The organism is Halomonas borealis (genome assembly GCF_004798905.1).
GTDB classification, from domain to species: domain Bacteria; phylum Pseudomonadota; class Gammaproteobacteria; order Pseudomonadales; family Halomonadaceae; genus Halomonas; species Halomonas borealis.
In genome coordinates this window covers 533859-558460 of the sequence record NZ_SDMO01000001.1, presented here as the reverse complement: position 1 = coordinate 558460, position 24602 = coordinate 533859, and the positions used below count along the sequence as shown (strand labels likewise).

Annotated in this window: 26 protein-coding genes; 11 read left to right on the top strand and 15 right to left on the bottom strand. The window is 62.5% G+C overall.

Going from position 1 to position 24602, the window contains the following annotated elements; genetic code table 11:
* Positions 1–96 precede the first annotated feature (96 nt).
* From ETC07_RS02665 to ETC07_RS02635, 7 genes are all read left to right on the top strand, one after another.
* Positions 97–918 (top strand): DUF7946 domain-containing protein, encoded by an 822-nt coding sequence (locus tag ETC07_RS02665; protein WP_136246940.1) that lies wholly within the window; start codon positions 97–99, stop codon positions 916–918.
* 90 nt (positions 919–1008) lie between these two features.
* Complete coding sequence (locus ETC07_RS02660; protein WP_136246939.1) at positions 1009–1416, top strand: GFA family protein; 408 nt, start codon at positions 1009–1011, stop codon at positions 1414–1416.
* Positions 1417–1589: 173 nt separating this feature from the next.
* Positions 1590–1766, top strand: a complete 177-nt coding sequence (locus ETC07_RS16040; RefSeq protein WP_136246938.1) for an SEC-C metal-binding domain-containing protein — start codon at positions 1590–1592, stop codon at positions 1764–1766.
* A gap of 123 nt (positions 1767–1889) precedes the next feature.
* A complete protein-coding gene (locus ETC07_RS02650; protein WP_136246937.1) occupies positions 1890–2204 on the top strand; it encodes an HNH endonuclease in 315 nt (104 codons plus the stop codon).
* Between the two features lie 105 nt (positions 2205–2309).
* A complete protein-coding gene (locus ETC07_RS02645; protein ID WP_136246936.1) occupies positions 2310–3128 on the top strand; it encodes an alpha/beta fold hydrolase in 819 nt (272 codons plus the stop codon).
* Between the two features lie 88 nt (positions 3129–3216).
* A complete protein-coding gene (locus tag ETC07_RS02640; RefSeq protein ID WP_136246935.1) occupies positions 3217–3750 on the top strand; it encodes an AAA family ATPase in 534 nt (177 codons plus the stop codon).
* A 665-nt stretch (positions 3751–4415) separates the two neighbouring features.
* A complete protein-coding gene (locus tag ETC07_RS02635) occupies positions 4416–4724 on the top strand; it encodes a monooxygenase (RefSeq protein ID WP_136246934.1) in 309 nt (102 codons plus the stop codon).
* 90 nt (positions 4725–4814) lie between these two features.
* On the opposite strand, the gene ETC07_RS02630 is transcribed toward ETC07_RS02635, so the two are convergent.
* On the bottom strand, positions 4815–5072 hold the full coding sequence (locus tag ETC07_RS02630) for a transposase (RefSeq protein WP_438590656.1): 258 nt from the start codon (positions 5070–5072) through the stop codon (positions 4815–4817).
* A gap of 361 nt (positions 5073–5433) precedes the next feature.
* Here ETC07_RS02630 and ETC07_RS02625 point away from each other — a divergent pair, with 361 nt between their 5' ends.
* Both ETC07_RS02625 and ETC07_RS02620 read left to right on the top strand, forming a co-directional pair.
* The gene (locus ETC07_RS02625) at positions 5434–6150 is read left to right on the top strand and encodes a glutaredoxin family protein (protein ID WP_136246933.1); all 717 of its coding nucleotides are present in this window, start codon (positions 5434–5436) and stop codon (positions 6148–6150) included.
* 532 nt (positions 6151–6682) lie between these two features.
* Positions 6683–8887, top strand: coding sequence for an OsmC domain/YcaO domain-containing protein (locus tag ETC07_RS02620; RefSeq protein ID WP_136246932.1), 2205 nt, complete (start codon positions 6683–6685; stop codon positions 8885–8887).
* An 82-nt stretch (positions 8888–8969) separates the two neighbouring features.
* Here the strand turns inward: ETC07_RS02620 and ETC07_RS02615 are convergent, their stop codons facing one another.
* The 6 genes from ETC07_RS02615 to ETC07_RS02595 form a co-directional block, all read right to left on the bottom strand.
* A complete protein-coding gene (locus ETC07_RS02615; protein ID WP_136246931.1) occupies positions 8970–9869 on the bottom strand; it encodes a hydroxymethylglutaryl-CoA lyase in 900 nt (299 codons plus the stop codon).
* Between the two features lie 114 nt (positions 9870–9983).
* On the bottom strand, positions 9984–12041 hold the full coding sequence (locus ETC07_RS02610) for an acetyl/propionyl/methylcrotonyl-CoA carboxylase subunit alpha (RefSeq protein ID WP_136246930.1): 2058 nt from the start codon (positions 12039–12041) through the stop codon (positions 9984–9986).
* Complete coding sequence (locus ETC07_RS02605; RefSeq protein ID WP_136246929.1) at positions 12038–12868, bottom strand: enoyl-CoA hydratase-related protein; 831 nt, start codon at positions 12866–12868, stop codon at positions 12038–12040. Before ETC07_RS02605 ends, ETC07_RS02610 begins: the two co-directional genes overlap by 4 nt.
* Before the next feature lie 12 nt (positions 12869–12880).
* Complete coding sequence (locus tag ETC07_RS15965; RefSeq protein WP_276605471.1) at positions 12881–13009, bottom strand: hypothetical protein; 129 nt, start codon at positions 13007–13009, stop codon at positions 12881–12883.
* Positions 13010–13016: 7 nt separating this feature from the next.
* The gene (locus tag ETC07_RS02600) at positions 13017–14624 is read right to left on the bottom strand and encodes a carboxyl transferase domain-containing protein (RefSeq protein WP_136246928.1); all 1608 of its coding nucleotides are present in this window, start codon (positions 14622–14624) and stop codon (positions 13017–13019) included.
* A gap of 98 nt (positions 14625–14722) precedes the next feature.
* Positions 14723–15892: an isovaleryl-CoA dehydrogenase gene (locus ETC07_RS02595; RefSeq protein ID WP_136246927.1), complete on the bottom strand. Its 1170-nt coding sequence runs from the start codon at positions 15890–15892 to the stop codon at positions 14723–14725.
* Between the two features lie 302 nt (positions 15893–16194).
* Between ETC07_RS02595 and ETC07_RS02590 the strand changes: the two genes are divergently transcribed.
* Complete coding sequence (locus tag ETC07_RS02590; RefSeq protein WP_136246926.1) at positions 16195–16476, top strand: hypothetical protein; 282 nt, start codon at positions 16195–16197, stop codon at positions 16474–16476.
* A 139-nt stretch (positions 16477–16615) separates the two neighbouring features.
* Here ETC07_RS02590 and ETC07_RS02585 read toward each other — a convergent pair whose 3' ends face one another.
* On the bottom strand, positions 16616–17614 hold the full coding sequence (locus ETC07_RS02585; protein ID WP_136246925.1) for an NADP-dependent oxidoreductase: 999 nt from the start codon (positions 17612–17614) through the stop codon (positions 16616–16618).
* Between the two features lie 117 nt (positions 17615–17731).
* The gene (locus tag ETC07_RS02580; RefSeq protein ID WP_136246924.1) at positions 17732–18784 is read right to left on the bottom strand and encodes an NAD(P)-dependent alcohol dehydrogenase; all 1053 of its coding nucleotides are present in this window, start codon (positions 18782–18784) and stop codon (positions 17732–17734) included.
* A 213-nt stretch (positions 18785–18997) separates the two neighbouring features.
* Between ETC07_RS02580 and ETC07_RS02575 the strand changes: the two genes are divergently transcribed.
* Positions 18998–19888 (top strand): AraC family transcriptional regulator, encoded by an 891-nt coding sequence (locus ETC07_RS02575; protein WP_136246923.1) that lies wholly within the window; start codon positions 18998–19000, stop codon positions 19886–19888.
* Between the two features lie 38 nt (positions 19889–19926).
* Here the strand turns inward: ETC07_RS02575 and ETC07_RS02570 are convergent, their stop codons facing one another.
* The 6 genes from ETC07_RS02570 to ETC07_RS02545 all read right to left on the bottom strand — a co-directional run bounded on the left by ETC07_RS02570 (position 19927) and on the right by ETC07_RS02545 (position 24540).
* Positions 19927–20253, bottom strand: coding sequence for a hypothetical protein (locus tag ETC07_RS02570; RefSeq protein ID WP_136246922.1), 327 nt, complete (start codon positions 20251–20253; stop codon positions 19927–19929).
* Positions 20254–20409: 156 nt separating this feature from the next.
* Complete coding sequence (locus ETC07_RS02565) at positions 20410–20988, bottom strand: SCO family protein (protein ID WP_136246921.1); 579 nt, start codon at positions 20986–20988, stop codon at positions 20410–20412.
* 25 nt (positions 20989–21013) lie between these two features.
* Positions 21014–21481, bottom strand: a complete 468-nt coding sequence (locus tag ETC07_RS02560) for a copper chaperone PCu(A)C (RefSeq protein ID WP_136246920.1) — start codon at positions 21479–21481, stop codon at positions 21014–21016.
* A 35-nt stretch (positions 21482–21516) separates the two neighbouring features.
* Positions 21517–21855: a hypothetical protein gene (locus ETC07_RS02555; protein WP_136246919.1), complete on the bottom strand. Its 339-nt coding sequence runs from the start codon at positions 21853–21855 to the stop codon at positions 21517–21519.
* Positions 21856–22045: 190 nt separating this feature from the next.
* Positions 22046–23788, bottom strand: coding sequence for a sodium:solute symporter family protein (locus ETC07_RS02550; RefSeq protein WP_136246918.1), 1743 nt, complete (start codon positions 23786–23788; stop codon positions 22046–22048).
* A 269-nt stretch (positions 23789–24057) separates the two neighbouring features.
* Positions 24058–24540, bottom strand: coding sequence for a LabA-like NYN domain-containing protein (locus ETC07_RS02545; RefSeq protein WP_136246917.1), 483 nt, complete (start codon positions 24538–24540; stop codon positions 24058–24060).
* Positions 24541–24602: the final 62 nt, after the last annotated feature.

Below are 24602 nucleotides of genomic sequence, written 5' to 3'. Positions count from 1 at the left end.
GTGTATTCCGCTTCGCTACATTCTTACAAAAAAACGCTCTCCGTAAAATGTGCCGGTGAGCTTGGCGTTAGTCATATTTTAATCATAGGGGGAGTTTTGGCAAATCTTCAAATTAAGGTGAGCTACCACCATGGGACAGCCGAGGAGGGCCGACTTGATCTCTATGATGCCGGTGTTTCGATACAGGGGCTTGCCAGGGCTCTCGCAGTAAGTACTCATGCTTTGATTAACGATGGTGAAATCAGGAAAAGAGCAAACAGTGCCACGGGGGCAGAAATCTATATCAGTCCTTCTCGGCGTGGCAGCTTCCAAGAGATTATTACCATTGTCTTGAACGCTGATGCTACTTCTTCCCTTGGTTACAGTGTCGCAGGGGCTGCTCTTTGGGACCTAGTTAAGTGGACATGGTCAAAGGCAGTAGACATTGATTACGAGCCGGAAACGGCAAAGGTTAGACGGTTGGAAAGCAGAAAAGAGCCGTTTATTGGGGAGATTGAAGAAGCCCTGGAAACTCCGATCGAGCGATTTCACCGTCCAGTAAAGCGGAACCGTGATGTAGTTATCTCTGTGAGTCGAAACAGAACGCAGGATCGGATGTTGTTCAACTGCGACACACTCGATGCAGTTTCCCTCCGATACGACAATGAGATGAGTGCCGGTATCATAGGGAACGTCACCCGATATAACATTTTGTCGGGCTTTGGTCGGATGTTCGTCGACGATTTGGAAAAAACTGTCTCATTCATGCTCACAGACAACGTGACTGCTCACCAAAAGGAGCATTTGACCTGGTCAATGGATCAAGCCAACCGAGATCTGGCTGGAAAAATTAGCTTTGATGCTACCAAGGTGCTTTCTGCAAAAGGAGCAATAAAGCGCTATGTCATCGAAGAAATATGCCGCGTCGAAAATGACTAACAATACGCGTCACTCGGACGGCCTTTTCTACGCTTCGCTCCAAAAAGGCCGCCGGTGCGCTCCGCGTTATGTGAGCACAAGGAAAGAGCTATGAGCATAAATCTGAAAGAGATTGATGGGGTAAAAGTTCAGCCAAAACATGTGGCATCATGTCACTGCGGATTTGTAAAAATTGAACTGGATCTGCCTGATGGTCTTATAGATCTTCGGCGTTGTGATTGTTCGCTATGCCGCAGAAGAGGTGCAATCGCCGCGTCAGTTTCGCTAGATGGCATTAATGTCTTAAAAGGGACGGAGCATTTGAAGCTCTATCAATTCAATACCAATACAGCGAAACACTATTTCTGCGGAAATTGCGGGATTTACACACATCACCAGAGACGCTCTAATCCAACTCAATATGGTTTCAATGTAGCGTGTCTGGAGGGTATAAATCCTCTAAAAATTGGCGGAGTTCCAACATACGATGGTGTAAACCATCCGGCGGACCAAGGGTAACCCACATAACAATCAGCGGCAGAGCGACAGCCAACGCTACGCACCTTTTGTGTTACTCGCTGTCGCTCAAACATTAACACAAAACGTGCTCCGCGCTGGCTGCGCCTGCGCTGGGCGTTATGTGTATTCGAACTTTAGTCAAGTACTAACATTAAATAGGTGTTTTCAAATAAATGAATGAACAATCTACTACTAGAGAAATTGCAGCCTCGGAGTCTAGCTGTACCGATACAAGTTGCTGCCCTCCTAAATCACCTACTGTACGCAGCACCCCAAAAGTTGGGCGCAATGATCCATGTATTTGTGGTAATGGCAAAAAATTTAAGAAATGCTGCGGTAAAAATTTGTAGGGGAGCCATGTAAGACACACATAACAAGCGCAGGCAAAATCGTGCAAGCAAGCTTGCACTGGACTCACAACAAGTTGCTCGCCTTTGCTGCGGGCGCTATGCGTAAAGGCATCGAATCAAATCATGGCGAATAATTGGAATATTCCAGCAGACTTAGAAAAGGAAGTCCGAGAAAGAGACAAGTCTTGTGTATATTGCGGCAATGAATTTCTTTCACACAAGGAGTCTGCCAAAGCATCCGCTAGTTGGGAGCGCATTGTCAATGATATTTCAATTGTCACCAGAGAAAGCATATGTCTCTGTTGTCGCGGCTGCAATGCAAGCAAAGGTCAAAAGCAACTTTCTGCTTGGCTGCAAACAAATTATTGTAAAGAGCGTGGCATTTCCCTAGAGTTGTTTGCTCCAATAATTAAGCAGGCAATTGCAAATGGGCAGTAACGTCACGCATAACAAGGCGGTTAATAATGCCTGCGGCTGGACCTCCTTACGCTGCACTCCAGCCGGCCCGTCACCTTGGCGTTATGTAGAAAAGGAGTACGAGTGATGAGCAGCTGGGAGCTTTCAGAATCATATGATTATGATGGAAGGGAAGTTCGTTTTGGCCGGTTAGGCGAAGGCCCGCCAATGGTTTTGGTTCATGGAACACCCTGGTCATCGTTCAATCTGCGACATTTGATTCGAAAGCTGTCCAAAGAGTACACGGTCTACTTTTTTGACTTGCTGGGGTATGGCCAGTCGTGTGTGACGGAAGGCGATGTGTCTTTGGGTGTGCAGAATAAGGTTTTGGACGGCTTGCTTGCCCATTGGGAATTGGATGATCCGATTGTTGTGGGTCATGACTTTGGCGGGGCAACTGCCCTCAGAGCTCACCTTATCAATGAGCGGTCTTTTAAGAAGATTATTCTGATTGACCCGGTTGCAGTCTCTCCTTGGGGCTCGCCTTTTTTCCGCCATGTGAATAGATATGAAGCCGCTTTTTCAGGGCTGCCAGACTATATTCATGAAGCTGTGGTCCGGTCTTATGTGCAAACGGCTGCCTTCAAACCACTTGATGAGGCAACACTAGAGGGAATCGTTTCTCCGTGGACTGGCGAGCGAGGTAAGACAGCTTTCTATCGCCAGATGGCTCAAGCAGACTCCAAATATACCGACGAGGTTCAGCCGCTATATCCTACGATTACTACACCTACCTTGATTCTATGGGGGCGGGAGGATAGCTGGATACCACTGGAGCGTGGGGAAGAGCTCCATGGCATGATTCCGGGATCAGCTTACCATGTGATTGATGATGCAGGCCATCTGGTCATCGAGGAGAGGCCTGATGAGTTGCTGAAGGAAATTTTGGATTTTTCTCAGGCCTAAAAGTTATATAACCAAGCGGGTTACGCGGATGGCCTTTACGCCGCTTCGCTCTGTAAAGGCCACCGGTGCGCTCAGAGTTAGGAGTGAAATGAGTCATCGATTCGTAGTCACCGGCGGCCCCGGTGGCGGCAAAACGACAATCCTTAGTGCGTTAGCAGAGCGTGGATATCGCGTCGTATCGGAGTCGGCGCGTAGGATAATCAAAGAGCGGTTAGCTGCAGGCTTAACACCTCGAGCAGACCCGGTCTCTTTCGCGCAGGAGATACTTCGTTCGGATATTGAAAGATATCGGGGAGCAGTTGGCTGCGATCATACCGTGTTCTTTGATCGTGGGGTGCTAGACGCGCTGTATATGCTTGATGCGGAGGGCGCGCTAACAAACGATGAAATCGCGCAGTACGTCCAAAAATTTCCATATAACGGTATTGTATTTTTGCTGCCTCCATGGGAAGAGATTTACGGTACAGACTCTGAACGCGACCAAAGCTTCGAAGAGTCCATAGTGGTTTTTGAAGGCATGAAGAAGTGGTATTCGGAATGGGGTTACGAAACGCTAGAAGTCCCACGCGACAAAATTGATGAGCGCGTATCGTTCATTTTGCAGCGTATAGAAAACCCCTAACAAATTACTGTTGGCGGACAATTTTTCCGCCGCTTTTCGGTTCCCAAATTGCCGCAAGGTTCGGCGTTATAGGGGCTGCCATTTGACTTTATTTAACTCTGTCGCTTACCAGCAAGCTAGGCAGGAATGGCCAAGCCTGCCGGCCTTAGAGTTTGTTCGTATCATTATAAAAGCGCAGTTCTGTTTTTGGTGCCTTCGTTAAATCCAAAAAGTCACCGGTCACAGTGTTGCTGGCGGCATGAAGTGCCGCTAAACTAACAAATCACAGCGTCAAGAAAAGTCTTCTTGCGGTCGTGCTTACCCGGCAATAGTTCCGCTAGCGCTACGCCAATAACGTGTGGCAGGCTTAGCGTGTCGCCTGCCATAATCATTCAGACTAGCGGGCATATTTTTATATCGCTGCGCTAAAAATGTAGAAATATGCCCCTGTTTTTTGACGTTGAGGCTGTAGGAGAACGTTTAAGGCTGTTAAGTACCTTCCAGAGCATCAGATGTATGTCGATGTATTTGGGATATACGGATTTAAAGGCTGATAGAGTCCGTTAACCCCATCAATCCAGTGCCACGTTCAGATGGTTGTGTGTATTTTTTCATAGGCAATATTATTTATAGCAGCAGAGAGCGAGGCTGGTATCAGCGATTTCCTAAAAAATGGAGACATGATAATGGCAAAATTGCTACAGGTTGATTTTGAGTTTAACGGCCCATTTGGTGAGGAGATGGCAACAGCCATGGTTGAACTTGCTGAGTCCATCAACCGTGAACCGGGCATGATCTGGAAAATCTGGACTGAAAGTGAAAAAGATCAGTTAGGAGGTGGTATCTATCTGTTCGAGGACGAGGCCAGTGCCCAGGTCTACCTTGAAATGCACACTGCCCGTTTACAGAAAATGGGGATCGGTGAAGTCCGGGGGTACATCTTTGACATCAACCAGCCGTTGAGCGCTATCAACAATAGCCCGGTCACTCCGTGAAGCAATCATGAACAACAAAATTTTTTTATCCCTGCATGGTGGTGTTTTCCTGGTCTTTGTCCTGGCACTATTTTTTGGTTCTTCGTCACTTCATGTGGATTTGATGTGATCCAGCATGCGCCCCACGGGGCTACCGATCAGGTAGGTCATGGCGATGAAGTTGGCCTCGTTCCGATAGCCTCGTGCACGTGACCTGGCGGCCTGGAACAGGCCGCTCATGCCTTCCAAGCGCGCGTTGGTCAGACCGGAGAGCCAGCGCCTTACCACCTGCTCGGCATGTCGTTCCAGCGTGTTCAGGGCTTTCGCCATCGGTTTCATGAGCGCGTTGTCGGCCACCGCATCGCGCATCACGTTCAGGTCGTGGGTGATTCTTCAGCACCGCCCAGCGCTGTGTGCCGGGGCTCAACGCCACCCTACGCAAACCGTCGCCATCGGCCTGTTGGCCGATGCCTGCCGGTCGTGGCAGGTACCGGCTCGAGGCTTCCCCCCCCCATTACCACTCAGCCGCTGCTGAGTTTGACCCTTGGGCAACACCCAAGTTATAGGCTGGGTGGTGTAGTGATCATCGCGTCATCCGGTAGCGGCGGGGTCTCGGAGGATCACCAGTCGCTTGACCGGGGCTCAATCTTTTTATCGAAAGGAGTTGATGCCTATGAGTACCGCTACTGCGTCGCCTTCCTCTCAACCCGAAACGGCACGTGTCTATCGCATGAGGACGGACGAGCACCTTTGTCCGTTCGGCCTGAAGACCGTGGCTCTGCTCAAGCGCAAGGGCTACAGGGTAGAGGACCACCCCCTTACTTCACGCAAGGCCATAGATGACTTCCAGGAGGAGGCCGGCGTCGACACCACTCCCCAGGTCTATATCGGCGAGCAGCGTGTGGGTGGCTACGAGGACGTTCGTGCCTACCTGGGGTTGAGCGTGCCCGGCGACAAGGAAACGACCTATACGCCGGTGATCGCTATCTTTGCGACATCCTTGCTCATCGGCCTGGCGGTCAGCTGGGAGAGCAGTGGCACGCTGCTGTCTCTGCGTATGCTGGAGTTCGCGATCGCCACCGCCATGACGCTGCTGGGCCTTCAGAAGCTGCAGGATGTCGAAAGCTTCAGCACCATGTTTCTCAACTATGATCTCCTCTCCCAACGCTATGTCCCTTACGGTTACTTCTACCCCTTCGCGGAAACCCTGGCTGGCATCCTGATGCTGGCGGGGGCCCTGATATGGATCGCCGCCCCGATGGCGCTATTCATCGGCACGGTGGGCGCCATCTCGGTCTTCAAGGCCGTCTATGTCGACAAGCGCGAGCTGAAGTGTGCCTGCGTGGGAGGCAACAGCAATGTCCCCTTGGGCTTCGTGTCGTTGACCGAAAACCTGATCATGATGCTCATGGGGCTGTGGATGCCGTTGAAGGCGCTGATTCTGTGATGCCGAGGCGACATGGGGGCCGGGCGGCCCCCCGCTTAACCCTCGCCGTTCAGCCACCATTGCCTGGCGGTGTCTCCGGGTATTCAGATCGCGTGGCGATGGGAGTCATCAGGCCATCGCAGGCCTTGTGACGAGAGGTTTTCTCCCTACGCCGCCTCGCGTAGAAGCTCACCGGGCGATGAGTTCTTGCGAGCGAGAGGCGTAGGGTGCTTGCTTCGTGAAACGAAGCGCACCAGCCAGCGCGAACCGCGGGGAGTGGAAAGGGCGACAGGGAAGATGGCGGCTATCGGACCAGGCAGCCCCCCGGAAAATGCGATTGGCACGTTTAGCCGCGCCATGCTGTCGACGTAGTGTTCGCTCATATGGGGCTGCACCGAAGCGATCCCGCGGCAACGAGCCCGATCAGCTCTTGCTTCCCGCCCCGCCTGCCGGCGATTTTTTGACCACTCGCCCAAGACGAAGCACCCCAAAAGCTGGATAATGGCGGGCTACGCGCGATGGTCGCCCAACACACGAATCCGGTGCTTTGTCAATGGAAATCAAGGTCAACTATCTCGACAACCTCCGGTTGGAGTCGAAGTTCGACGACTTTAGCGTCGTCTCCGACCAGCCGATCCGCTACAAGGGCGATGGCTCGGCCCCGGGCCCCTTCGACTACTTCCTGGCGTCGTCGGCCATGTGCGCGGCATATTTCGTCAAGGTTTACTGCAACGCGCGTGATATTCCCACCGAGAATATTCGCCTGTCGCAGAACAACATCGTCGACCCCGAGAATCGCTACAAGCAGATCTTCAAGATCCAGGTCGAGTTGCCGGAGGATCTCTCCGAGAAGGATCGCCAGGGCATCCTGCGCTCCATCGACCGTTGCACGGTCAAGAAGGTGGTGCAGACCGGCCCCGAGTTCCAGATCGAGACCGTGGAGAACATCGACGAGGATGCCCAGGCGCTGTTGATGGGCGCGCCGGAAGGGGGAGGCACCACCTGGATCGAGGGCAAGGACCTGCCGCTGGAGCAGACCATCGCCAACATGAGTGCTCTCTTCGAAGATCTTGGCATGAAGATCGAGATCGCCTCCTGGCGCAACATCGTGCCCCATGTGTGGTCGCTGCATCTGCGCGATGCCTACTCCAACATGTGCTTCACCAATGGCAAGGGGGCCACCAAGGAGAGCGCGCTGGCCTCGGCATTGGGCGAGTTCATCGAGCGGCTGAGCTGCAACTTCTTCTACAACGACCAGTTCTTCGGCGAGGAGATCGCCAATAGCCGGTTCGTCCATTATCCGAACGAGGAGTGGTTCCAGCCGGGCCCGAATGATGCGCTGCCCGAGGGTATTCTCGACGACCATTGCCGGGCGATCTACGATCCTGACGGCGAGCTCGGGGGCTCGAACCTGATCGATACCAATTCCGGCAAGGTGGAGCGCGGCATCGTATCGCTGCCTTACGTGCGCCAGTCGGATGGCGAGACGGTCTATTTCCCCTCGAACCTGATCGAGAACCTGTTCCTCAGTAACGGCATGAGTGCCGGTAACACCCTGCCCGAGGCGCAGGTGCAGTGCCTGTCGGAGATCTTCGAGCGGGCGGTGAAGCGCCAGATCCTCGAGGAAGAAATCACGCTGCCCGACGTGCCGATGGAGGTGCTGAGGAAGTATCCGGATATCCTCGAAGGCGTCGAGGCGCTGGAGGCCCAGGGCTTCCCGGTGCTGGTCAAGGATGCCTCCCTGGGCGGCCAGTTCCCGGTGATGTGCGTCACCCTGATGAATCCCAAGACCGGCGGCGTGTTCGCCTCCTTCGGCGCCCACCCGAGCCTCGAGGTAGCGCTGGAGCGCAGCCTCACCGAGCTGATGCAGGGGCGCAGCTTCGAGGGCCTGAACGACTTCATGCCGCCAACCTTCAACTCCCTGGCGATCGCCGAGCCGAACAACTTCGTCGAGCACTTCATCGATTCCTCGGGGCTGGTCTCCTGGCGTTTCTTCAGCTCGAAGGCCGATGTCGAGTTCGTCGAGTGGGACTTCTCGGCAAGCGGTGCCAGCGGTACCGAGGAAGAGGCCGCCGGCCTGTTCGGCATCCTCGAGGAAATGGGGCTGGAGGCCTATCAGGCCGTGTTCGACGACCTGGGTGCGCCGGTCTGTCGCATCCTGGTGCCGGGCTATTCCGAGGTCTACCCGGTGGAAGATCTGGTGTGGGACAACACCAACAAGGCGTTGCTGTTCCGCGAGGACATCCTCAATCTCCATGAGCTCGACGACACGCAGCTAGGCGCGCTGCTGGAGCGCCTGGAGGAGACCCAGATCGATGATCATGAGAACATCGTCACCCTGATCGGCGTCGAATTCGACGAGAATACCGTCTGGGGCCAGCTGACCATCCTCGAGCTCAAGCTGTTGATCAACCTAGCGCTTGGCCAGCACGAGGAGGCGCTGGATCGGGTCCAGATGTTCCTGCAGTTCAACGATAATACCGTCGAACGCGGGCTCTTCTACCAGGCGGTGAATGCGGTGCTGGATATCGCCCTGGACGACGAGCTGGAGCTGGACGACTACCTCTACAACTTCACACGCATGTTCGGCGCAGAGACCATGGAGAGCGTGGTCGGCTCGGTGAACGGCACGCTGCGTTTCGCGGGCCTGGAACCGGTGGGCATGCAGTTGGAGGGCCTGGAGCGTCATCAGCGACTGGTCGAGAGCTACAAGAAGCTGCACGCGCATCGCGCCGCACGGGCCGCCGAGACGGCCTGATCACAGGCGCCACAGGCGGCCAAGACGAGGCCCCGAGCCGGGAAACCGGCTCGGGGCCTTTTGCGTGGTGGCGGCCGTGCGCTCAGCGCGAGGCGAGGGCGATCCCGGCCTTGGAGCGGTTGGGCCGCTCGATGGCACGGGTGATCCAGTTGCCGGCGGCGGCGAGCCTGTCGAGGTCGATGCCGCTCTCGATACCCAGGCCGTCGAGCAGGTAGACCACATCCTCGCTTGCCACGTTGCCGGCGGCTCCCTTCGCGTACGGGCAGCCGCCTAGCCCGGCCACCGAGCTGTCGATCACCGCCACGCCTTCCTCGAGCACGGCATAGAGGTTGGCGAGCGCCTGGCCGTAGGTGTCGTGGAAGTGTGCGGCGAGCTTCTCCATGGGCACGTCGCGGGCCACGGCCTCGATCATGCGCTTGGCCTTGAGCGGTGTGCCGGTGCCGATGGTGTCACCCAGCGAGACCTCGAAGCAGCCCATCTGGTACAGGGCTTTCGCTACCTCGGCGACCTTGGCCGGCGCGATCTGGCCCTCGTAGGGGCAGCCCAGCACGCAGGAGACGTAGCCGCGCACGGGCACCTTGGCTTGCCGGGCGCGTTCGAGCACCGGGGCGAAGCGCTCGAGCGACTCGGCCACCGAGCAGTTGATGTTCTTCCGCGAGAAGGCCTCGGAGGCGGCGCCGAACACCGCGACCTCGTCGACGCCGCATTCCAGCGCGGCCTCCAGCCCCTTGAGGTTGGGGGTGAGCGCCGAGTAGGTCACGCCCTGGTGGCGGCGCAGGCCGTGCATCACCTCGCGGTGATCGGCCATCTGCGGCACCCACTTGGGGGAGACGAAGCTCGCCGCCTCGATGTGGGTGAGGCCCGCCGCGCCCAGGCGGTCGATCAGGGCCAGCTTGGTGGCGGTGTCGATCGCCTCGGGCTCGTTCTGCAGCCCGTCGCGGGGGCCGACCTCGACCAGGCGCACGCGCTTGGGAAATGCCATGGGTTATCTCCTGTCCTGTTCACTGCACGCCGAGTGGTGGCTCTCGGCGCCGCTTGCCTGAGTCGCCGCGCATGGGTGCCTTCGGCGTCGGCGTTGCCACGCTCCTGCCCGGCGCTACTCGTCCGCGGCAAACTCCAGCAGCACATCCCCCTGGCCGACCGTGTCGCCGGCGGCGAAGTGGAAGTGCTCCACGTGGCCGTCGGCGGGGGCGGTCAGGGTGTGCTCCATCTTCATGGCTTCCATGACCATCAGCGGCATGCCTTTCTCCACCCGGGCGCCGGTTTCCGCCAGCAGCGCCACCACGGTGCCGTGCATGGGGGCGGTGAGGGTGGATTCGGCTTCTTGGCGGCCGTGGTCGATGGCGTCGATGCGCCGCCAGATGAGCCGTGTCTCGCGACGCGAATCGGCCATTTCCACCACGTTGCGTTCATGCCCTTCGCCCACCAGGCGCGCCTGGATCCGCCGGCGATGGCCGTCGATCGTCACCGCCACGGCGTCGCCCTCCAGGGGCGCGAGGGTGGCGGCGAAGGTGTGCCCGGAAAGGCTCAGTTGCCAGGGGGAGGCGTCGCTGGTGCGCTTGCCCTCGACCACGGTGACGCGTTCGGCGTCGCCCTCTTGCGCGGGCTCGCTCAGGGCGATGCGGATGGTGTGCGGGGCGTTCAGGCGGAAACCGTCGTGACGGTCCCAGGGGGAGTCGCTCCGGCTCTCGCGGGCCAGTTGATGCAGGCCGATCAGTGCCGCGGCGGCGATATCCTCGGGGGCGGTCTCGGGGCGGGCGAACAGCGTGTCCTCGTGGCGCTCGATGAAGCGCGTGTCGAGATGGGCGTCGCGGAAGGCCGGGTGAGTGGCCAGGCGTTGCAAGAAGCCGCGGTTGGTGACCACGCCGCGTACGTCGAGGGCGGCCAGCGCACGGTTGAGGGTGGCCAGCGCCTGGGCGCGGTCGTCGCCATGCACGATCAGCTTGGCGAGCATCGGGTCGTAGTGCATGGAGACGGCATCGCCGGTCGCCACGCCGCTGTCCAGCCGTACGCGGTCGGCCTCGAGGCCGGCGCCTTCGAGGTCCATGGCGAAGCGGGTCAGGGTGCCGGTGGCGGGCAGGAAGTCGTGCTCCGGGTCTTCGGCGTAGAGGCGTGCCTCGAAGCTGTGGCCGGTGAGGGTCAGCGCGTCCTGCGTGACAGGCAGCGGCTCGCCCATGGCCACGCGCAGCTGCCATTCCACCAGGTCCTGCCCGGTGATCATCTCGGTGACCGGGTGTTCGACCTGCAGGCGGGTGTTCATCTCCATGAAGTAGAACGACTGATCGGCATCCAGCAGGAATTCGACGGTGCCGGCGCCGACGTAGCCGATCTCGCGGGCGGCGCGCACCGCCGCCTCGCCCATCTCGCGGCGCAAATCCTCGGTCATGCCCGGCGCCGGGGCCTCCTCGAGCACCTTCTGGTGGCGGCGCTGCACGCTGCAGTCGCGCTCGAACAGGTAGACGCCGTTGCCGTGGCTGTCGCAGAACACCTGGACCTCGACGTGGCGCGGCTGGGTCAGGTACTTCTCGATCAGCATGCGATCATCGTTGAAGGCCGCCTGGGACTCGCGACGGCAGCCGTCCAGCGCGGCCTGGAACGCCTCGCCGGATTCCACCACGCGCATGCCCTTGCCGCCGCCGCCCCGGCTTGCCTTGAGCAGCACCGGGTAGCCGATGCGCTCGGCTTCGTCAGACAGCAGAGCATCGTCCTGGGCTTCGCCGTGGTAGCCGGGCACCAGCGGTACGCCGGCGTCATGCATGCGTGCCTTGGCGGCGGACTTGTCGCCCATGGCGGCGATGGCCGCGGCAGGCGGGCCGACGAAGGTGATGCCGGCGGCGTCCAGGGCCTCGACGAAGGCGCCGTTCTCGGAGAGGAAGCCGTAGCCGGGATGGATGGCGCCGGCGCCGGTGCGTCGCGCGGCCTCGACCACGGCTTCCACGTTCAGGTAACTCTCGCGGGCGGCGGCGGGGCCCAGGCGCACGGCCTCGTCGGCCTCGCGCACGTGGCGGGCGTCGGCGTCGGCATCGGAATAGACCGCCACGCTGCGCAGGCCCATGCGGCGCGCGGTACGCATCACGCGGCAGGCGATCTCACCGCGGTTGGCGATCAGCAGGGTGTCGAAGCGCGGGGCATTCTGTTGGGTCGTCCGGGTCATTGTCGGCGCTCCGTGTTCGATGAGTCGTCGGGGGCCCAGGCGGGGCGGCGTTTTTCGAGGAAGCTGGCCAGGCCCTCCTGACCTTCGTGACTCACGCGCAGCTCGCTGATGATGCGGCAGGTGTGGTCGCGGGTGGCGTTGCTGTCGGGATCGTGGGCCACCTCGGCGAGCAGCGCCTTGGTGGCGCGGCTGGCCTGGGGCGAGGTAGCCAGCAGGGTGTCGATCATGGCGTCCACGGCGGTGTCCAGGGCGTCCGGCTCGACCAGGCGATGGACCAGGCCCAGGCGTTCGGCGGTGGCGGCGTCCATGACCTCGGCGGTCAGGGCGTAGCGGCGCATCTGGCGGCTGCCGAGCGCGCGCTGCACGTAGGGGCTGATCACCGCCGGCGACAGGCCGATCCTCACCTCGGAGAGGCAGAAGCGCGCCTTGTCGGAGGCGACGACGATGTCGCAGCAGGCGGCTAGGCCCACGGCGCCGCCGAAGGTGGCGCCCTGCACGCGGCACACCGTGGGGCAGGGCAGGGTGTCCAGGCCGTGCATCAGCGCCGAGAGCTCGCGGGAGTCCGCGAGGTTGTCCTCAAAGTCGTAGTCGACCATGCGCTGCATCCAGTTCAGATCGGCGCCGGCCGAGAAGCTCTTTCCCTCGGACCCCAGCACCAGCACGCGCACCTCGCCGCGCTGGGCCAGCTCGCCTACGCGGCGCAGGTGGTCGTTGAGCTCGGCGATCAGGTGATCGTCGAAGGCGTTGTGGACCTGGGGGCGTTCCAGCGTCAGCCGGGCGACCCCGCGGTCATCGATCTCGAGTCTTGAGTCGCTTGTCTGTGACATGGCAGGCCTCTCTCAATAAGGTTGAAGAGGGAAGAACGCGGCTTCGCCGCCGGAAGAGGCCACCAGGCCCTCGGCGTTGCCGACATGGTCCACCCGGGCTTCTGCCTCCATCTTCTCTCTTCCTTCTTCGCTCTCGCGCATGGCGCGCTCACATCCGGAACACGCCGAAGCGGGTGTCTTCGATGTCGGCGTTCATGGCCGCGGCCAGCGAAAGCCCCAGCACATCGCGGGTCTGGGCCGGATCGATGACGCCGTCGTCCCACAACCGTGCGCTGGCGTAGAAGGGGTGGCCCTGGCGCTCGTACTGGTCGCGGATCGGCCGTTTGAAGCTGGCCTCGTCGTCGGCGCTCCAGTCGTCGCCGTCGCGCTCGATCTGCTCACGCTTGACCTGGGCCAGCACCCCGGCGGCCTGTTCGCCGCCCATCACCGAGATCCGGGCATTGGGCCACATGAACAGCAGGTTGGGCTCGAAGGCGCGGCCGCACATGCCGTAGTTGCCGGCGCCGAAGCTGCCGCCGATCAGTACGGTGAACTTGGGCACCTTGGCGCAGGCCACGGCGGTGACCAGCTTGGCGCCGTGCTTGGCGATGCCCTCCTGTTCGTACTTGGAGCCGACCATGAAGCCGGTGATGTTCTGCAGGAAAATCAACGGGATCTTGCGTTGGGTGCACAGCTCGATGAAGTGCGCGCCCTTGAGCGCGCTCTCCGAGAACAGCACGCCGTTGTTGGCGATGATGCCCACCGGATGGCCGTGCAGGTGGGCGAAGCCGGTGACCAGGGTGTCGCCGTAGTCGCGCTTGAACTCGTCGAAGGCCGAGTCGTCGACTAGCCGCGCGATCACCTCGCGGGCGTCGAAGGGCTTCTTCAGGTCGGTGCCGACGATGCCGTAGAGCTCCTCGGGATCGAGACGCGGGGGCTTGGGGTCGGCCATGGCCAGTTGGCCACGCTTCTGCCAGTTGAGCCTGGCCACGCAGCGCCGGGCGATTTGCAGGGCGTGGGCGTCGTTCTCGGCGTAGTGGTCGGCCACGCCGCTGACCTTGGTGTGCACGTCGGCGCCGCCCAGGTCCTCGGCGCTGATCGTCTCGCCGGTGGCGGCCTTCACCAGCGGCGGGCCGCCGAGGAAGATGGTGCCTTGTTCGCGGACGATGATCGATTCGTCGGCCATGGCCGGCACGTAGGCGCCGCCGGCGGTGCACGAGCCCATCACCACGGCGATCTGCGGGATGCCTTCGGCGGAGAGCGTGGCCTGATGGTAGAAGATGCGCCCGAAGTGATCGCGATCGGGGAACACCTCGTCTTGCTCGGGCAGGTAGGCGCCGCCGGAGTCCACCAGGTAGAGGCAGGGCAGGCGGTGCTTGCGGGCGATCTCCTGGGCGCGCAGGTGCTTCTTCACGGTCAGCGGGAAGTAGGTGCCGCCCTTGACGGTGGCGTCGTTGGCGACGATCACGCATTCCACGCCGGACACCCGGCCGATGCCGGTGACCACGCCGGCGGCGGGCACCGGGCCGTCGTAGGCCTCATGGGCGGCCAGCGCCGAGAACTCGAGGAACGGCGAGCCTTCGTCGAGCAGGTGATCGATGCGGTCACGCACGAACAGCTTGCCGCGAGACTCGTGACGGGCGCGGGCCTTCTCGCCGCCACCCTGGGCGATGGCCGCGGTCAGCTCGCGCAGCCGGCCGAGCTCCTGGCGCATCGCCGCATCGTTGGCCTGGAAACCGTCGCTGCGTGGGTTTATCTGGGTGTTCAGGATTGCCATGTACCCCTCCAGGGAGCGGTAAGTCGTCAGCCTGAAGCCATAAGAAAGCCCGTTTTGGCCGTCACTTACAGCTAGTAGCTTATCGCTTACGGCTTCGGTTAAACGGATTCGTTGAACACTTCGCGGCCGATCAGCATGCGCCGAATCTCGCTGGTGCCGGCGCCGATCTCGTAGAGCTTGGCATCGCGCAGCAGCCGACCGGTGGGGTATTCGTTGATGTAGCCGTTGCCGCCGAGCAGCTGGATGGCGTCCAGCGCGACCTGGGTGGCCTTCTCGGCGCAGTAGAGGATCACCCCGGCGGCGTCCTTGCGCGATGTTTGGCCGCGGTCGCAGGCGCCGGCCACGGCGTAGAGGTAGGCGCGGCAGGCGTTGAGGGTGGTGAGCATGTCGGCCACCTTGCCCTGCACCAGTTGGAACTCGCCGATCGCCTGGTCGAATTGGTGGCGCTCGTGGATGTAGGGCACCACCACATCCATGGCGGCCTGCATGATGCCGATGGGGCCGGCGGCCAGCACGGTGCGTTCGAAGTCGAGCCCGCTCATCAGCACCCGCGCGCCCTTGTTGAGCTCGCCGAGCACGTTCTCCGCGGGTACCTCGCAGTCCTCGAACACCAGCTCGCAGGTGTTCGAGCCGCGCATGCCCAGCTTGTCGAGCTTCTGGGCGGTGGAGAAACCGGGCATGCCGCGCTCGATGATGAAGGCGGTGATGCCCTTGGAGCCGGCATCCGGGTCGGTCTTGGCGTAGACCACCAGCACGTCGGCGTCGGGGCCGTTGGTGATCCACATCTTGTTGCCGTTAAGGATGAAACGGTCGCCGTCCTGCCGGGCACGCAGCTTCATGGAGACGACGTCGGAGCCGGCGCCCGGCTCCGACATGGCCAGCGCCCCCACGTGCTCGCCGCTGATCAGCCGGGGCAGGTACTTGGCCTTCTGGGCGGCCGAGCCGTTGAGCTTGAGTTGGTTCACGCACAGGTTGGAGTGAGCGCCATAGGAGAGCCCCACCGAGGCGCTGGCCCGGGAGATCTCTTCCATGGCGATGCAGTGGGCCAGATAGCCCATGCCGCTGCCGCCGTCCTCCTCGGGCACGGTGACGCCGAGCAGGCCCATGTCGCCGAATTTCTGCCACAGGTCCGCGGGGAAGGCGTTGTTCTCGTCGATCTCGGCGGCACGCGGGGCGATCTCGTCGCGGGCGAAGGCGTTGACGTGGTCACGCAGCATGTTGAGTTCGTCGGCGAGGCCGAAGTCGAGGGGCGCGTAGGGGGCGTGCATGGCGGCGATCTCCCGTTGTGGCTGTTGTCGGTCGCGTGTTCTGGAACGAAGTGTTGACTGTGGAAGCCAGCCTAGTATCAGTTTACGTTAACGTAAACTGAGCTCTTTGAGGCCTAGACGAAGGTCGTGGGTGAGCGTGCCTGGGAGAAGGTAGAGAGGGAGGCGCCGGTCCTTTCTATAGATTCGAAAATAGCTTTCGAAATAGACCGCTTTTATCTGTAGGGGTAAAAACTTAAGCTTGCTAACAAGTTGCAAGAGAGCAAAGTTCTTCACACGAACATCACGCCCCAAGGAGACTCGTCATGAACACCAAGCTGACCCTTTCCGCGCTGTTGATCGCCGCACTGCCGATGGTGGCCCAGGCCGACAATGCCACCGAGCGTGCCCTGCAGTTGAACCAGCAGCCGGTCGCCGCCTCTAGCCAGCAGGCGTCGTCCGTGTCCTATACGGCCGAGCAGATCAACGGTGGCAGCCAGGCCATGAAGCAGGCCCGTGCCGACCGGCTGAGCCACAGCCGCAGCGTCGAGACCCACTTCTCGATGTCCGGCGACGAGCTGGCGCCGGCCAGGCAGGCCACCACCTGAACCGCGAGGTGTATCGCCAACCGAACGGGGCCCCGCATGCGCGGGGCCCCGTGCGTTCGTGGGCCGGCGATGACGCTCGGCGCTTGAGCATCGGCGACGCACTAGCGTCGCCGTGCCGGCGCGATGAGCGCGGTGGGGCTCAGAGCCGGACCAGCATCTTGCCGCGGTTGGCGCCTTCGAACAGCTTGAGGAAGGCGTCGGGGGTGCGTTCCAGCCCTTCTTCCACGGTTTCCTCGTAGTCCAGCGCCCCGTCGGCCACCTGGGGACCGACTTCCTCGAGGAAGCTCGGGTAGTGTTCCCAGTGGTCGAAGACGATGAAGCCTTGCATGCGCGCGCGACGGATCAGGAGCATCGCCAGGTTGGCGGGGCCAGGCGTGGGGGTGGTGTCGTTGTAGCCGGCGATCAGGCCGCACACCGCGATGCGCGCGCCAACCCGCAGGGTGTTCAGCGCCGCCTCCAGGCATACGCCGCCGACGTTCTCGTAGTAGACGTCGAAGCCCTCGGGGCAGGCCTCCGTGAGCGCCGCGGTGAGCTGGTCGGCGTCACGGCCCTGGTAGCTGACCGCCTTGACGCCGTGCGATTCCAGCCAGTCGAGCTTGTCCTGGGAACCGGCGATGCCGACCACGGTGCCGCCCCGGGCCTTGGCCAGCTGCACGGCCAGCGAGCCCACCGCGCCGGCGGCCCCACTGACCAGCACATTATCGCCATGCTGCATCTCGGCGATGCGGTTCAGTCCGGTCCAGGCGGTCATGCCCGGCATGCCCAGCACGCCGAGATAGGCCTGTGACGGCACATCGATGTCGGGCAGGGGCTCGCATTGCTCGGCGGGCAGCTGGGTGATGTCACGCCAGCCGTTCATGTGGCGAACCCGGGTGCCCACCGGGAAGGCCTCGACGCGCGACTCGGTGATCTCGCCGACGGCGGAGCCCTGTAGTGGCGCGCCCAGCTCGAAGGGCTCGATGTAGGTGGTCACGCCGGTCATGCGGCCGCGCATGTAGGGGTCCACCGACAGCCAGGTGTTGCGCACCCGGATCTCGCCCTCGGCCAGTGCCGGCAGCTCGGCCGTTTCCAGCGTGAACAGCTCGCGCGCCGGGGTGCCTTCGGGGTGGGAATGGAGGGTGAAGTAGCGTGACTGCATGTCGTTTCTCTCCTGACGTGTTGGAGCGATGGCGTCTCAGCCTGGGCCGTGGCCAATGGCGGACGCCAAGACGACGCCGACCGCACGTAGGCGGCCGGCGGTCGGCACAGCGTGGCATCAGTCCTTGAGCGAGGCCATGTCGATGACGAAGCGATAGCGCACGTCACCCTTCTCCATGCGCTCGAAGGCGGTGTTGATGTCCTGCATGTCGATCATCTCGATATCGCAGCGGATATCGTGCTCGGCGCAGAAGTCCAGCAGCTCCTGGGTCTCTTCGATGCCGCCGATCAGCGAGCCGGCCAGCACGCGGCGCTTGAACACCAGGTTGAAGGCCTCGACCGCCGGCTCGATGGGCTCGAGCAGGCCGACCAGAATGTGGGTGCCGTCGTACTTCAGGGAGGCCAGGTAGGGATTGAGGTCGTGCTGTACCGGCACGGTGTCGAGCATGAAATCATAGGTCTCGGCGACCGCGGCCATCTGCTCCTCGTCGGTGGATACGACCACGTGGTGGGCACCATGGCGGCGCGCTTCCTCGACCTTGGACTCGGAGCGGGTGAACACGGTGACCTCGGCGCCTAGCGCCTTGGCGAGCTTGACCCCCATGTGGCCGAGGCCGCCCATGCCGATCACGCCGACCTTGTCGCCCGCCTTCACGCCGTAGTGCTTGAGCGGCGAGTAGGTGGTGATGCCGGCACACAGGATCGGCGCGGCGGAGGCCAGGTCGATACCGTCGGGCATGCGCAGCACGAAGTGCTCGCTGACCACGATCTGGTCGGCGTAGCCGCCCTGGGTGAGGCTGCCGTCGTGACGGTCATCGCCGCCGTAGGTCATGGTGAAGCCTTCGAGGCAGTACTGCTCGACGCCGTCCCGGCAGGGCTGGCAGTGGCGGCAGGAATCGACCATGCAGCCCACGCCGACGACGTCGCCGACCTGGAACTTGCTGACCTCGTTGCCCACGGCGGTGACGCGGCCGACGATCTCGTGGCCGGGCACGAGCGGGTAGCGTGTCATGCCCCAGTCGTTGCGGGCGAAGTGCAGGTCGCTGTGGCAGACGCCGCTGTAGAGGATCTCGATGGCGACGTCGTCGGGGCGCGGCTGGCGATGCTCGAAGGTGAACGGCGCCAGGGGCTTGTCGGCGGAGAAGGCGGCGTAGGCGTGGGTCTGACTCATGAAGCGTTCTCCTTGCGGTATGAGTGCCCGAGGCGTCGTGGGAGCGCCTCGGCACATGACCCTGCCATTATGGCGGGTGACACGCGGCGATGGGGCGACGTTCCTCCGACAGTTTTGCCAATTCCTGCAACAGGTGGCGACCATGCGCCGGGATCATGGGTAAAATTGTCACGATCATCTAGCGAGCGTACCCGCCACAGGAGACCCGAGTCCATGTCAGAGCCGAGCCAACGCCCCCTGATCGAGCTGATCGCGCCGCTGGTCGAGGGCGATGGCTACGCCCCGACGCGACTGTCGGAGGTCACGCTGATGGCCTCGCGCCGATCGGTGCCGCGCACGCCGCTGATCTACGATCCGAGCCTGATCATCGTCGCCCAGGGGTACAAGATAGGCCATCTCGGCGACCGTGAGATTCATTACGGACCCGGCCAGTATCTGGTGCAGACGCTGCCGCTGCCCTTCGAGTGCGAGACCCATGCCTCGCTCGAGGCGCCGTTACTGGGCGTGTCGATCCGCCTCGATCCGGCGCTGCTCGGCGAGCTGGTGGCGGCCATGGGCGATATCGGCGAGCCCCAAGCGCCGCCGGTGCCCATGGATTCGGTCTCGATGACGCCGGGCATGGAGGGCGCGGTGGAGCGGCTGCTGCGCACGCTGCATGATCCGGCCGAAACCGCGGCCATGGGCCCGCAACGGGTGCGCGATGTGGTCTTCGAGGCGCTGCGGGGCCAGCAGGGTGCGGCGTTGCGGGCGTTGGTGAACCATCAGGGGCACTATTCGCGGATCGTGCAGGTGCTGTCGTGGCTGCATGTCCACTATGCCGAGGACGTCTCGGTGGAGGCCCTCGCGCAGCGGGCCAGCATGAGTCCTTCGAGCTTTCATCAGCACTTCAGGCAGGTCGCCCAGGCCTCGCCGTTGCAGTACCTGAAGCGGCTGCGATTGATCAAGGCTCAGCAGTTGCTGGTGCAGGAGGCGGGGAACGTCAACCAGGCCGCCGAGGCGGTGGGGTATCGTAGCGTCTCGCAATTCAGCCGCGACTATAAGCGTTGCTTCGGCATCTCGCCGCTCAAGCATCGCCAGGAAGAGCGTGCCCTGCAGGCCTCGTGAGGTGTCGCGGAGCCGGGGAGGGCGGCGCCGGTGAGGGGTCAGACCCGCTGGATCTCGATGACATGGCCGATGATCGGATAGCCGGCCTGGCGGGCGGCCTTTTCGGCTTCCATCTGCGCCTCGAGCCTGGAGATGCTGGCGGAGTGGTGTTCGAAGGCGGTGTCTTGTTCCAGCTGCTTGGTGCGTACGGCGAGCTTGACGATATGGCCGGTCTTGATCTCGCTGGCAGGCGTGCTGGGCGACGGCTTTTGCGGGGCGGACCGGGGCGTTGCCTGTGGTGGCTTGGTGGGCCGGGATTCTGATTTCAGGAAGGCATCGATCTCTTCGTGCATGGACTTCTCGAAGTCGGCGAGTTCTTTGCTCATCGGGCTCCTACTCTGCGGGTGGCGGGCGGAAGAGTGTACTACAAAAGGGTGGGGGGGTTGCACGGGCGGGGCCACGCTAATCGGGCCGTCTGGCGAGGCGTGAAGGGCGACCGGGGCGTGGCCCCGGTCGTCGGCATGCGAACCCGGCGGGAGGCGTCAGCCTTGTGAGGCCAGGCGACGGATATCGGCGACGATGTTCTCCATCGGGTCGCTGTCGCGCATCAACAGCTGGGCATCGCCCTCGGCGTCGAAGGCGAAGACGGCGCTGGAGTGGGTCACGTCGTAATTGCCGCTGTCGTCCTTCTCGCCATGGGAATAGGTGACCCGGTAGCGGTTGGTCAGCGCGTCGATCTGCTCGGTCTCGCCGCTCAGGCCGATGAACTGCGGGCCGAAGGCGGCGGTGTAGCGATCCATGACCTCGGGGGTGTCGCGTGCGGGGTCGACCGACACGAACAGCACCTGGACGTCGTCGCGAAGGTCTTCGTCGAGCTGCTTGGTGGCCGCCGTGAGCCGTGCCAGGGTCGTGGGGCAGACATCGGGGCAGTGGGTGAAGCCGAAGTAGAGCAGCGTGGTCTTGCCGAGGTAGTCATCGGCGTCGACGGTCTGGCCGTTCTCGTCGACCAGCGTGAAGTCGAGCGACGGCATGATCTCGGAGATGTCGGTGGTGCGCCAGTTCGGGTCGCTGCAACCGCTCAGGGCGAGTGTGGCGGTCAGCGCGAGGAACCATCGGTACATGTCGGGCATCCTGACAGGGCTTGGGCTACAGGTCGGTGGGACCGACCACGTCGAAGGTCACGGGCAGCGAAGGCGCGTCGGCGAACGTGAGGGTGACCTCGACCTGGTCACCGACGGCGAGCGGCTGGGCACGCTTCATGAGCATCAGGTGGTAGCCCTTGGGCACGAACTCGAGCGTGTCGCCCGCGGCGATCTCGAGCTCCGAGACCGCGTGCATGCTGGACATGCCCTCCTCACTCATCGACTGGTGGAGCATGACGTTGCCGTAGGCATCGCTGTCGGCGCCGGTCAGGGTGACGCTCGCCTCGCCGTCGTTGTGCAGCCGGAAATAGCCGGCGCCGGGCAGGTCACCCGGTAGCAGGCGCAGCTGGGCCTCGGTGGCCTCCAGGCCGTCGGCCTGGGCGATGCCGCTGGTCATCAGGCCGGCCAGCAGGACCCCGGCCAGGCGTCGGGAGGTGCGGGCATGCGGGGTCGTGCGGTGTGAGATGGCCATCGTGCATGTCTCCGTTGGGGCAGCCGTCCGGTCGCTCAGCAGACCGCGGACAGGTTGCAATGGGACTGGTAGCGGCTCGAGGTGATGTCCAGGGTGAGACGCTGGCTAGTCGTATCGTAGAAGAAGGAGGCGAAGCCATCCTCGGCATCGGCGGTGCGGTAGAGCCCGCAGACGCCGTAGCCATACTGGACTTCCTGGAGGTGCTTGAGTTCGATGTCGGCGCGGGTCTGCAGCTGCGTCGCCAGCGCCTGACGGATCTCGCCGTCCTGGCGGCTGTCGGAGAACACTTGCCCGCCGAAGATGAGGGCCGCCAGGGCACAGATCATGACCACCGGGATGGCCAACAGGAAGATGAAGGGGCGTTTATGAGTCATGGCGCCGATTTTATGTGGCCGGTCGAAAAGGAACAAGCGAGACGCTGGGGTCATGACCGCGGCATTTGGACGCGGGGCTCTTGGCGGCTGTCGATGGCGGTATCTCGTGGCGTGTTGGGCGGCCTCCTACGGGGAGAGGCCCGTCGAGATGCGGGCGCCGCTGGCCTGGCAGGGCAGCGGCGCCACGATATCAGGTCTGGAGGGCGCTCGCTTCCCGGGTGCCTCGGCGACGCCGGCGCACCACGTAATAGCCCATGGCGCCGGCGATGAATAACATGCCGCCGGAGCCGATGGCCAGGGCGTAGGCGCCGGTGACGACAGGGTCGGCGATGCCGAAGCGGCCGGCCAGCCCGGCCAGGGTGTCGGCATACTGGCGCCACAGGAAGGCGCCGACACCGATGCCCGCCAGCATGGTGAATACGGCGATGCTTCGGGAACCGCTGGTCCAGCCGATCGGCTCGTGCTCGTCATCACGATGCAGGAAGGCGCGATAATCGCGTTCGGCCTGGCTGACTCGCGTCAGCGAAGAGGCCGCGGCGATCGCCACCAGCGCCATCACAGTGCTAAGCAGTACGGGATGCAGGTAGGTCGGCAGCACGAGCCACTCGGCCTGTACCATCAACGACAGGATCAGGTTGCCGATGAAGCCGACCGTCAGGCCCCAGCCGGCGCCGGCGGCGGTGATTCGGCGGCTCCAGATACTCATCAGTGCCACCGGGCCCCAGGAGGAGGCGAACAGGGTTGCCGCGAACCACACCACGGCCATCACCGCGGGCGGCTGGAACAGTGCCAGGATCAGCGCGATCAGGCCGGCGCCCAGTACCGCGAGCCGGCTGGTGCGCATGGCCGCAGCCTCGCTGCGGCTGGCCGGCAGGATATCGTTGGAGATGCTGAAGCCGATGATCGACAGGAAGGTCGAGCAGGAGGACAGGCCGGCGGCGAAGACGCCGGTCAGGATGACCACGCCGAGCCAGGTCGGCAGCACATTGAGGGCCGCCCACACCATGGCGCGTTCGCCGTTCAGGGTCGGGTCGTAGAGATTGATGGCCGCGCCGGTCATCATCATCAGGGCGTAGAAGACCGCCAGCGACACCGCGGTGAGCATCGCCGAGCGCATCACCACGTGCTCGTTGCGTGCCATCAGGTAGCGGCTGGACTGCCAGGGGCTCGCCGCCAGCACGGCGGCCCATACCAGGCCCAGGGTCAGGCCCCAGGTCAGGGCCTCGCCCGGTGTGGAAAAGCTCGCATCGTTGCCCTTCAACACGCCGTGCCATAGTGCGATACCGGGCTTGTCGTTTTGGCTCAGTAGCCCCTCGATCACGCCGTGCCAGCCGCCTAGATCATGGATGATGTAGATCGAGCCACCCAGCGCCGCCATGGAAAAGATCACGAACATGATCGTGTCGGTCAGCATGACGCCTGGCGATCCGGAATAGAGGATGAAGCCGGTGTAGGTCAGCCATACCAGCACCAGGCCGACCCAATAGGGCAGGCCGGTGAGCTCCTCGAACATGATGCCGGCGCCCTGCATCACGCCCAGTAGATAAGCCCCCAGGCCAAGCACGGTGGTCAGGCCGGCGATTCGCTGTACGCGCCGCGAGGCGAAGCGCTTGCCGAAGAACTCCGGCACGGTCAGGGCTCCGCTGCGGCGCAGGTAGCGGCCGAAGGCCAATGCGCCGAGCAGGCACCCGGAAGTGCTGATGGCGGCGAAGATGAGCATGACGAAGGGGTAGCCCTGGTAGGCGAAGCCGGTCTCACCGAGGAAGGCGCTGGTGCTCAGGTAGCTGGCGACCAGGGTGCCAAGGATGAGAAAGGTCGGGGCGTTGCGTCCGGCGACCAGGTAGTCGTCGAGGTGCTTGACCCGTCGCCCGGCGAGGTGGCCGATGATGAAGTAGCCGATCAGGCTCAAGAGAATGGCGCTGGTATAAACCATGGGGGGAACCGTATGTTGTCGAATTGTGCCGCCTCATGATGCGGCTCCACCCAGGGAAGAGTGTTCTCGTAGCGTCATGATGCGGGGCCAATGCGACATGGGGTGCCTTGCGGAGGCGAGCTAGCGAGGGCCGTGGCCTAGGCCCTGCCCGAAAACTGGCTGCGCTCGGCCATACGGCGTTAAGAATCGACTCAAAGTCCTCATTTACACCCCGTAAGCTCCGTCTTTTCGACGATTTTTTCCTTGCCTGGCCTTCGCTCGCCGACTCTTCAGACAACGCCTAGCAGCAGCTCGCCCTCGACCGGCACGAAGCGACTGGCCGAGCGGATCAAGGCATCGGCGGTGTAGGCGGGCACGCCGAAGACCTCGACCTCGGCATCGAAACGGTCGCGTAGCCTGTCGACCAGCGGCGCGAAGTCGCCGTCGCCGGAGGCCAGCACCACCACATCCGCCTCGGCGACATGGTCGACGGCGTCCAGGGTGATGCCCACGTCCCAGTCGCCCTTGGCCGAGCCGTCGGCGCGCTGGATGAAGGGCTTGAGCCTCACCTCGAAGCCGATGGCGCGCAGGATGTTCTGGAACTGGCGCTGCTTCTCGTCGCCCCGGTCGATGGCGTAGGCGATGGCTCGGGTGACGCGGCGGCCGTCGGTGGCGCGGGCCCACAGGGCGTTGTAGTCGACGTTGCGCCGATGGGCCTGGCGGCTGGTGTAGTAGAGGTTCTGGACATCCAGCAGGATCAGTACCGTCTGCACGTAGGGCTCTCCGATGGGGCGGGCGCCTTCGTGCCCGGGGTAAGAAATGAGGGGCGCCGGCG

What these genes read in the sequence shown, in the direction of transcription:
- ETC07_RS02660 (WP_136246939.1), top strand. Translation starts at nt 1,009, where the DNA reads ATGAGCATAAATCTGAAAGAGATTGATGGGGTAAAAGTTCAGCCAAAA.
- ETC07_RS16040 (WP_136246938.1), top strand. Translation starts at nt 1,590, where the DNA reads ATGAATGAACAATCTACTACTAGAGAAATTGCAGCCTCGGAGTCTAGC.
- ETC07_RS02650 (WP_136246937.1), top strand. Translation starts at nt 1,890, where the DNA reads ATGGCGAATAATTGGAATATTCCAGCAGACTTAGAAAAGGAAGTCCGA.
- ETC07_RS02645 (WP_136246936.1), top strand. Translation starts at nt 2,310, where the DNA reads ATGAGCAGCTGGGAGCTTTCAGAATCATATGATTATGATGGAAGGGAA.
- ETC07_RS02640 (WP_136246935.1), top strand. Translation starts at nt 3,217, where the DNA reads ATGAGTCATCGATTCGTAGTCACCGGCGGCCCCGGTGGCGGCAAAACG.
- ETC07_RS02635 (WP_136246934.1), top strand. Translation starts at nt 4,416, where the DNA reads ATGGCAAAATTGCTACAGGTTGATTTTGAGTTTAACGGCCCATTTGGT.
- ETC07_RS02630 (WP_438590656.1), bottom strand. Translation starts at nt 5,072, where the DNA reads ATGCGCGATGCGGTGGCCGACAACGCGCTCATGAAACCGATGGCGAAA.
- ETC07_RS02625 (WP_136246933.1), top strand. Translation starts at nt 5,434, where the DNA reads ATGAGGACGGACGAGCACCTTTGTCCGTTCGGCCTGAAGACCGTGGCT.
- ETC07_RS02620 (WP_136246932.1), top strand. Translation starts at nt 6,683, where the DNA reads ATGGAAATCAAGGTCAACTATCTCGACAACCTCCGGTTGGAGTCGAAG.
- ETC07_RS02615 (WP_136246931.1), bottom strand. Translation starts at nt 9,869, where the DNA reads ATGGCATTTCCCAAGCGCGTGCGCCTGGTCGAGGTCGGCCCCCGCGAC.
- ETC07_RS02610 (WP_136246930.1), bottom strand. Translation starts at nt 12,041, where the DNA reads ATGACCCGGACGACCCAACAGAATGCCCCGCGCTTCGACACCCTGCTG.
- ETC07_RS02605 (WP_136246929.1), bottom strand. Translation starts at nt 12,868, where the DNA reads ATGTCACAGACAAGCGACTCAAGACTCGAGATCGATGACCGCGGGGTC.
- ETC07_RS15965 (WP_276605471.1), bottom strand. Translation starts at nt 13,009, where the DNA reads ATGCGCGAGAGCGAAGAAGGAAGAGAGAAGATGGAGGCAGAAGCCCGG.
- ETC07_RS02600 (WP_136246928.1), bottom strand. Translation starts at nt 14,624, where the DNA reads ATGGCAATCCTGAACACCCAGATAAACCCACGCAGCGACGGTTTCCAG.
- ETC07_RS02595 (WP_136246927.1), bottom strand. Translation starts at nt 15,892, where the DNA reads ATGCACGCCCCCTACGCGCCCCTCGACTTCGGCCTCGCCGACGAACTC.
- ETC07_RS02590 (WP_136246926.1), top strand. Translation starts at nt 16,195, where the DNA reads ATGAACACCAAGCTGACCCTTTCCGCGCTGTTGATCGCCGCACTGCCG.
- ETC07_RS02585 (WP_136246925.1), bottom strand. Translation starts at nt 17,614, where the DNA reads ATGCAGTCACGCTACTTCACCCTCCATTCCCACCCCGAAGGCACCCCG.
- ETC07_RS02580 (WP_136246924.1), bottom strand. Translation starts at nt 18,784, where the DNA reads ATGAGTCAGACCCACGCCTACGCCGCCTTCTCCGCCGACAAGCCCCTG.
- ETC07_RS02575 (WP_136246923.1), top strand. Translation starts at nt 18,998, where the DNA reads ATGTCAGAGCCGAGCCAACGCCCCCTGATCGAGCTGATCGCGCCGCTG.
- ETC07_RS02570 (WP_136246922.1), bottom strand. Translation starts at nt 20,253, where the DNA reads ATGAGCAAAGAACTCGCCGACTTCGAGAAGTCCATGCACGAAGAGATC.
- ETC07_RS02565 (WP_136246921.1), bottom strand. Translation starts at nt 20,988, where the DNA reads ATGTACCGATGGTTCCTCGCGCTGACCGCCACACTCGCCCTGAGCGGT.
- ETC07_RS02560 (WP_136246920.1), bottom strand. Translation starts at nt 21,481, where the DNA reads ATGGCCATCTCACACCGCACGACCCCGCATGCCCGCACCTCCCGACGC.
- ETC07_RS02555 (WP_136246919.1), bottom strand. Translation starts at nt 21,855, where the DNA reads ATGACTCATAAACGCCCCTTCATCTTCCTGTTGGCCATCCCGGTGGTC.
- ETC07_RS02550 (WP_136246918.1), bottom strand. Translation starts at nt 23,788, where the DNA reads ATGGTTTATACCAGCGCCATTCTCTTGAGCCTGATCGGCTACTTCATC.